This window comes from Polaromonas sp. P1_E1_2, assembly GCF_056406035.1.
This window is the reverse complement of the sequence record NZ_JBFUAZ010000161.1, coordinates 1-7,574: the sequence shown is the minus strand read 5'-3', so window position 1 is coordinate 7,574 and position 7,574 is coordinate 1. Positions and strand designations below refer to the sequence as shown.

8 protein-coding genes are annotated in these 7,574 nt (G+C 58.6%); 3 read left to right on the top strand and 5 right to left on the bottom strand.

Annotated features, from left to right (window positions below):
- The 5 genes from AC1D1P_RS09870 to AC1D1P_RS09850 form a co-directional block, all read right to left on the bottom strand.
- Positions 1 to 1,142: 2-isopropylmalate synthase (locus AC1D1P_RS09870; RefSeq protein ID WP_477672841.1), on the bottom strand; the 1,142-nt coding region annotated here is incomplete at its 3' end.
- A gap of 174 nt (positions 1,143 to 1,316) precedes the next feature.
- A complete protein-coding gene (gene pssA / locus AC1D1P_RS09865; protein ID WP_457278605.1) occupies positions 1,317 to 2,129 on the bottom strand; it encodes a CDP-diacylglycerol--serine O-phosphatidyltransferase in 813 nt (270 codons plus the stop codon).
- Positions 2,130 to 2,372: 243 nt separating this feature from the next.
- Positions 2,373 to 3,389 (bottom strand): ketol-acid reductoisomerase, encoded by a 1,017-nt coding sequence (ilvC, locus tag AC1D1P_RS09860; protein ID WP_477672840.1) that lies wholly within the window; start codon positions 3,387 to 3,389, stop codon positions 2,373 to 2,375.
- Between the two features lie 127 nt (positions 3,390 to 3,516).
- Positions 3,517 to 4,008, bottom strand: a complete 492-nt coding sequence (gene ilvN, locus AC1D1P_RS09855) for an acetolactate synthase small subunit (protein ID WP_011483239.1) — start codon at positions 4,006 to 4,008, stop codon at positions 3,517 to 3,519.
- 109 nt (positions 4,009 to 4,117) lie between these two features.
- Positions 4,118 to 5,896, bottom strand: coding sequence for an acetolactate synthase 3 catalytic subunit (locus AC1D1P_RS09850; RefSeq protein WP_457278606.1), 1,779 nt, complete (start codon positions 5,894 to 5,896; stop codon positions 4,118 to 4,120).
- Positions 5,897 to 6,219: 323 nt separating this feature from the next.
- On the opposite strand from AC1D1P_RS09850, the gene AC1D1P_RS09845 reads away from it, so the two are divergent.
- The 3 genes from AC1D1P_RS09845 to AC1D1P_RS09835 form a co-directional block, all read left to right on the top strand.
- Positions 6,220 to 6,780 (top strand): RNA polymerase sigma factor, encoded by a 561-nt coding sequence (locus AC1D1P_RS09845; protein ID WP_477672839.1) that lies wholly within the window; start codon positions 6,220 to 6,222, stop codon positions 6,778 to 6,780.
- Entirely contained in the window at positions 6,777 to 7,223 is a 447-nt protein-coding gene (locus tag AC1D1P_RS09840) for a DUF3619 family protein (protein WP_477670846.1), read from the top strand. Before AC1D1P_RS09845 ends, AC1D1P_RS09840 begins: the two co-directional genes overlap by 4 nt.
- A gap of 47 nt (positions 7,224 to 7,270) precedes the next feature.
- The coding region (locus tag AC1D1P_RS09835) for a DUF3106 domain-containing protein (RefSeq protein ID WP_477672838.1) at positions 7,271 to 7,574 on the top strand (304 nt) is incomplete at its 3' end.

Here is a 7,574-nt window from a genome sequence, read left to right as displayed (position 1 = left end):
GACTGGCTGTTGACGCGGATCACGGCTTCATAGCTGCGGCCCAGGTCCTTAGGATCGATGGGCAAATAAGGCATGTCCCACACGTCGCCTTCTTTGCGCGCAGCGAAAGCCTTCTTGATGGCGTCCTGGTGCGAGCCGGAGAACGAGGTGTAGACCAGGTCGCCTGCATAAGGATGGCGGGGATGCACGGGCAGCTGGTTGCAATGCTCCACCGTGCGGCGAATTTCGTCGATTTCCGAGAAGTCCAGCCCAGGCGACACGCCTTGCGTGTAGAGATTGAGCGCGATGTTCACCAGGTCCACATTGCCGGTGCGCTCGCCGTTGCCGAAGAGGCAGCCTTCAATGCGGTCGGCGCCAGCCATCAAGGCCAACTCGCCGGCCGCAGTGCCCGTACCGCGGTCATTGTGGGGATGAACCGAGATCACGATGGCGTCGCGCCTGGCCAGGTGGCGGTGCATCCACTCCATCATGTCGGCAAAAATATTCGGCGTGGAATGCTCCACAGTGGACGGCAGGTTGATGATGCATTTTCGCTTGGGCGTCGGCTGCCAGACCTCGGTCACGGCATCAACCACGCGCTTGGAAAACGCGAGCTCAGTGCCCGACCACATCTCGGGTGAGTACTGGAACGTCCATTGCGTTTCAGGCTGTGCCGCTGCCAGTTGCTGGAAGAGCCGCGCATTGTCGGTCGCGAGCTGGACAATCTCGTCCTCATTCATGCCCAGCACCACGCGGCGCATAACCGGGGCGGTGGCGTTGTAGAGGTGGACGATGGCTTTTTTGGCGCCCTTGAGCGATTCGAAAGTGCGACGGATCAGCGGCTCGCGCGCCTGCGTCAACACCTGGATGGTGACGTCGTCGGGAATCAGATTGCCGTCGATGAGCTGGCGGAGAAAGTCGAATTCAACCTGGGACGCGGACGGAAAGCCCACCTCGATTTCCTTGAAGCCGATTTTCACCAGGGTGTGGAACATCCTCAGTTTGCGAGGAATATCCATGGGCTCGATCAACGCCTGGTTGCCATCCCGCAGGTCCACGCTGCACCAGATGGGCGCTTGCGTCAGCACGGCATCGGGCCATGTGCGGTCGGCCAGTCGGACTGGCGCGAAGGATTGGTATTTGCTGGAAGGTGTTTTCAACATGGTCATTTCGTCAACCCCAAAGATTACAAAAAAACCAGCAACCCAAAGAAAAACGGCCCGTTGCTGGTGCAAACGGGCCGTTGAATCAGGTGTACGCGTGCGCTACCGTCTCCGCCCGTTGGCAGATAGCAGTAGTGCTAGCGAAATTTGTTTCATCTGCTCAATGTACCACAATTATTTGTGAAGGCCGCGCTCGTCGGGTTCGTCGGTGGACGTCGAGATCACGCTGGTCTGCTGGCCCTTGGCCTTGCGCCAGCCGTATAGCACATAGCCCGAAAAACCGTACAGCACAAACAGGCCGAACATCACGGTCGGTGGATGAATATTGATAACGGCGATCCCAAGTGCAATCAACACAATGGCGGCGAAAGGCACGCTGCGCTTCATCTGCACGTCCTTGAAGCTGTAGAACGGCACATTTGTGACCATCGTGAGGCCCGCATAGAGCGTGAGGCCGAAGGTCACCCAGCGCACTTCCAGCCCACTGACTCCCGCATCGGTCATCAGCCAGATAAAGCCGGCCACCAATGCCGCCGCGGCGGGCGACGGCAGACCCTGGAAGAAGCGCTTGTCGACCACGGCCGTGTTCACATTGAAGCGAGCCAGGCGCAGCGCAGCGCAGGCGCAATACACAAAAGCGCCTATCCAACCCCACCGCCCCAGGCTGGTCAAGGCCCAGACGTAGGCGATCAACGCCGGTGCGGCGCCGAAAGACACCATGTCCGAGAGCGAATCCATCTGCTCGCCGAAAGCGCTTTGCGTGTTGGTCATCCGGGCGACGCGGCCGTCCAGGCTGTCGAGAATCATGGCGCAAAACACACCAATGGCGGCTTGGTCGAAGCGCCCGTTCATGGCCATGACGATGGCGTAAAAGCCGCCAAACAGGGCGGCCAGCGTGAATAAATTGGGCAATATGTAAATGCCCTTGCGTCGCTTGCGTATCACCACCGCTTCGGTAGGAAACGCCGAATCTTCACCATCATGCATAAAAACACTCCTGAGGCACAACTGGTGCGCRCAAACAGCTATCAAATTCATAGCACCTGTAGATGCCATCCAGAAGCCGGGCCTCCTTGAAGGAATAAGCCGTCGACTCAAGCCGCCAAGGATACCAAGATCGGCCCCGGCAGAAACTTTCACCTCACCCCGCCCAGTCTGCCTTGGTCAGAAAAAAAGCCGCGCAGGACCTTTGCGCGGCTTTTTGCAGGACAAAGCCCTGACGGGCTTCGATCAGTTGCGGGTCTGGTCGACCAACTTGTTTTTTGCGATCCAGGGCATCATGGCGCGCAGCTTTTCGCCCACGATCTCGATCTGGTGCTCGGAATTCAGGCGGCGGCGGCTCAGCAGGGTTGGCGCGCCAGCCTGGTTTTCCAACAGGAAGCTCTTGGCGTATTCACCCGTCTGGATGTCTTTCAGGCACTTGCGCATCGCGTCTTTCGTGGCCGAGGTCACGATGTTCGGGCCTGTCACGTATTCGCCGTACTCAGCGTTGTTCGAGATCGAGTAGTTCATGTTGGCGATGCCGCCTTCATAGATCAGGTCAACGATCAGCTTGAGTTCGTGCAGGCATTCRAAGTASGCCATTTCGGGRGCGTAGCCAGCTTCMACCAGSGTTTCGAARCCGGCYTTGAYCAGCTCGACGGTACCGCCRCACARAACAGCCTGCTCRCCGAACAGGTCGGTTTCGGTTTCTTCGCGGAAGTTGGTTTCAATGATGCCGGCTTTGCCGCCGCCATTGGCCATGGCATAGGAGAGAGCCAGGTCGCGGGCCTTGCCGGACTTGTCCTGGTGCACAGCAACCAGGTGAGGTACGCCGCCGCCCTGGGCGTAGGTATTGCGCACCGTGTGACCGGGTGCCTTGGGGGCGACCATCCAGACGTCGAGGTCGGCGCGCGGAATCACGGYGCCGTAGTGCACGTTGAAGCCGTGGGCGAAAACCAGGGAAGCGCCCTGCTTGATGTGGGGAGCCACGTCGTTTTTGTAGACCGCGCCGATTTGCTCGTCGGGCAGCAGGATCATGACCACGTCAGCGGCTTTGACCGCGTCCGCGACTTCAGCGACCTTCAGGCCGGCCTTTTCGACCTTGGGCCACGAAGCGCCGCCCTTGCGCAGGCCGACGATCACTTTCACGCCGCTGTCGTTCAGGTTTTGCGCGTGTGCGTGGCCCTGGCTGCCGTAGCCGATGATGGCGACTGTTTTGCCCTTGATCAGGCTCAAATCACAATCTTTGTCGTAAAAAACTTTCATTTTTCTCTCCAGAATAGGTATTGGCGAAAATGCCCTTCGACAGGCTCAGGGCGAACGGTAAACGCATATCGCCACTCAAAATCCGTTCGCGTTGAGCCTGTCGAAACGCGCGCACGGACGACTTAAATCAAACCCGCAAAATCCGCTCTCCACGGCCGATGCCGCTGGAGCCGGTTCGCACCGTCTCCAGGATCGCACTGCGGTCTATGGCTTCCAGAAATGCATCGTTCTTGGACTGGTCCCCAGTCAGCTCGATGGTGTAGCTTTTCTCCGTCACGTCGATGATTCGCCCGCGGAATATATCAGCCATGCGCTTCATCTCTTCGCGCTCCTTGCCGACTGCGCGCACCTTGACCATCATGAGTTCACGCTCGGTGTAGGAGCCTTCGGTCAGATCGACAACCTTGACGACTTCAATCAGTCGGTTCAGGTGCTTGGTGATTTGTTCAATGACGTCGTCAGAACCGGTGGTCTGTATCGTCATGCGCGACAGGCTCGGGTCCTCCGTCGGGGCGACGGTCAGGCTTTCGATGTTGTAGCCGCGTGCCGAGAACAGGCCGACCACGCGGGAAAGAGCGCCCGGCTCGTTTTCCAGCAAAACTGCAATGATGTGTTTCATAAGAAGATTCCTCTTTTCGCTGCCCTCCCCTGCGCACGGTAATGCGCAGGCTCGGCAGACAATAGATTCGTCAGGTGACGGTGAATGAATGGGTGTGGTGGCGTGAGGCCTAGAGGTCTTCCGACCCCAGCAGCATTTCGGTAATGCCCTTGCCGGCCTGCACCATCGGGAACACGTTTTCGGTCGGGTCCGTGCGGAAGTCCATGAACACCGTGCGGTCCTTGAGCTTGCGGGCTTCGCGAAGCGCCGGCTCCACGTCCTGCGGCTTTTCGATCAACATGCCAACGTGCCCGTAGGCTTCGGCCAGCTTCACGAAATTGGGCAGTGCGTCCATGTAGCTGCTGCTGTAGCGGCCTTCATAGTCAATTTCCTGCCACTGGCGCACCATGCCCAGGTAACGGTTGTTCAGCGACACGATCTTGATCGGCGTGTTGTATTGCAGGCAGGTGGAAAGCTCCTGGATGCACATCTGCACCGAACCTTCACCGGTGATGCAGAACACTTCCGAGTCGGGCTTGGCCAGCTTGATGCCCATGGCATAGGGAATACCGACGCCCATGGTGCCCAGGCCGCCTGAATTGATCCAGCGGCGCGGCTCGTCGAACTTGTAGTACTGCGCAGCCCACATCTGGTGTTGACCCACGTCCGACGTGATGTAGGTGTCCGCGTCCTTGGTCAGCTTCCAGAGCGTTTCGACCACATGCTGGGGCTTGATGACATCGCCTTTGCCCATGCTGTACTTCATGCAGTCGCGTTTGCGCCAGCCTTCAATCGTGTCCCACCAGCCGCCCAGGGCGTTCGCGTCAGGCTTGAGGCCGGATTCCTTGATCATGGCAATCAGTTCGGTCAGCACGTCCTTCACGTCGCCCACGATCGGAATATCAACCTTCACGCGCTTCGAAATACTGGAAGGGTCGATGTCGATGTGGATGATCTTGCGTTCGTTCTGCGCGAAATGCTTGGGGTTACCGATCACGCGGTCATCAAAACGCGCACCGACAGCCAGCAACACGTCGCAATGCTGCATCGCATTGTTGGCTTCGATGGTGCCGTGCATACCCAGCATGCCGAGGAATTTTTTGTCGCTGGCCGGGTAGGCGCCCAGGCCCATCAAGGTATTGGTGCAGGGGTAGCCCAGCATGTCGACCAGAGTGCGCAGTTCTTGCGAGGCATTACTGAGCAATACGCCGCCGCCAGTGTAGATATAGGGCCGTTTGGCCGCCAGCAGCAATTGCAGGGCCTTGCGGATCTGCCCGCCATGGCCTTTGCGCACCGGGTTGTAGGAGCGCATCTCAACGGTTTGCGGATAGCCGTTGTAGGGCACCTTGTTGAAGGACACGTCCTTGGGGATATCGACGACCACGGGGCCGGGCCGGCCGCTGCGGGCGATATGAAACGCCTTTTTCAGGGTTTCGGCCATGTGCCGCGCATCCTTGACCAGGAAGTTGTGCTTCACGATGGGCCGGGTGATGCCGACGGTGTCACACTCCTGGAAGGCGTCCAGGCCGATGGCGTGGGTGGGGACCTGTCCCGTGATGATGACCATCGGGATACTGTCCATGTACGCTGTCGCGATACCGGTCACGGCGTTGGTCACGCCTGGGCCGGAAGTGACCAGCGCCACGCCCACCTCGCCTGTGGCGCGAGCATAACCGTCGGCTGCGTGCACAGCTGCCTGCTCATGACGCACCAGGATGTGCTGGATCGAGTCCTGTTTGTAGACGGCGTCGTAAATATGCAGGACTGCACCGCCCGGATAACCCCACATGTATTTGACGCCTTCAGCCTGAAGGGACTTCATGAGGATTTCCGCGCCGCGGAGTTCTTGAGAATTTGTTTGTGCAGACGCAGCTGCCGCGGAAGCGATTTCCGCTTTGGAGATTTCCATGATGAACCTTTGTGAATTTCTCTAACGAAATACCTTGGGTGCCTCTTTGCCCACTCTTGTGAAGCGGCATCGAGACTTGAGGCCAAAACCATAAGCGGAAACATAAACCGCCGAGTCGTGACCCGTTTGCCTTTGAATTGCAGGCAGTATTATGGCATTTCGCGTTGCGCAATGGCTGCAAGCGGCGAAAAATCGCATCCGGTACCGGCCGGGATGCGATAATTTTCCAGCTGTATCCTTGGATGCATGCCTTATCGRCATCGGCCCTGCGAGTACCCGCAGACCACCCTGTGCAGCGCTGGACGAACCGGAACCCCACACCGTTGGCAACTGAACAAGAACTCTCGGATTTCCTGAAAAGCGTTGAAAAACGGGCTTTCAAGCGCAGCATCTACCACGTGCGAGATGAAGAAGCTGCCCTTGATATCGTTCAGGACAGCATGATGAAGCTGGCCCAGCACTATGGCGACAAGCCTGCGGCCGAGCTGCCCATGCTGTTCCAGCGCATCCTGGCCAACACCACGCTGGACTGGTTCCGGCGCCGCAAGACCCGGAACGCGCTTTTCTCCAACATGAGCGACTTTGAATCGCAGGGAGAAGATTTCGATCTTCTGGAAACTTTAGAGAGCCTTACCAACTCAGAGGGTACAGAGAGCGCCCAGGATGCTACTGAGCGGGCGCAAATATTGCATGAGATCGAACTGCAGGTAAAGGAATTGCCGGGCCGTCAACGGGAAGCCTTTCTGATGCGTTACTGGGAGGAAATGGATGTCGCTGAAACAGCAGCCGCCATGGGCTGTTCGGAGGGCAGTGTCAAAACACATTGTTCCCGCGCAGTTCACGCCCTCAGCAAAGCCCTGAGTGCCAAAGGTATAAAACTATGACTAACTCACTACAAAAAAGAGCCGAAATCCTGCAGGACCGCTTTGGCCTGAAGACCGCGTCCTACCTGTCCGCGGGAGCTGCCGACCTGCCTTACGACATTTCCGAGCGCCTGCGCGCCGCACGCGCTCAAGCTGTTTCAAAACGTAAAGTCGCCAAAACACAAACCGCCACCAGCGTCGTCGGCGTTGGCACAAGTGCCGCCCTTTCATGGGGATCTGATGACGGCCTGAGCTGGTGGGCACGGATTGGTTCGGTCCTTCCACTTGTTGCACTGGTTGTAGGCCTGCTGGCCATCAATTCGATCCAGAACGACAACCGCGCCCAGGAACTGGCAGAAGTCGATGTGGCRTTGCTTACTGACGAACTCCCGCCCGCTGCTTTTGCCGACCCGGGTTTTGTCCAGTACCTCAAAGCCACACGCCAAGCCCCCACGGCCCAATGATCCCGCGCGCAATCTCCCGACGCGCCCCATCTGTCGATGGCCGCTCCATGCGGTTGAGACTGCAATGGCTGTCGTTCGGGCTTGTGACGGCTACCCTGCTGGCCTGGCCCATGCTGGGCCTTGCACAGGCGCCTAAACCCGTAGGCCCTGCCAGTGCAGCTGTGAAGCCCCCGGCCGTCCCTGCCAAGCCCGTCGTGGCCAAGCCGACCTGGGCTGAACTCACGCCCATGCAACAGCAGGCGCTCAAACCGCTGGCGTCAAGCTGGGATACCGTCAGCGAGGCGCAAAAGCGCAAATGGCTGGAAATCTCCAAAAATTACCCCTCACTCGCACCGGAAGGGCAGGCCAACC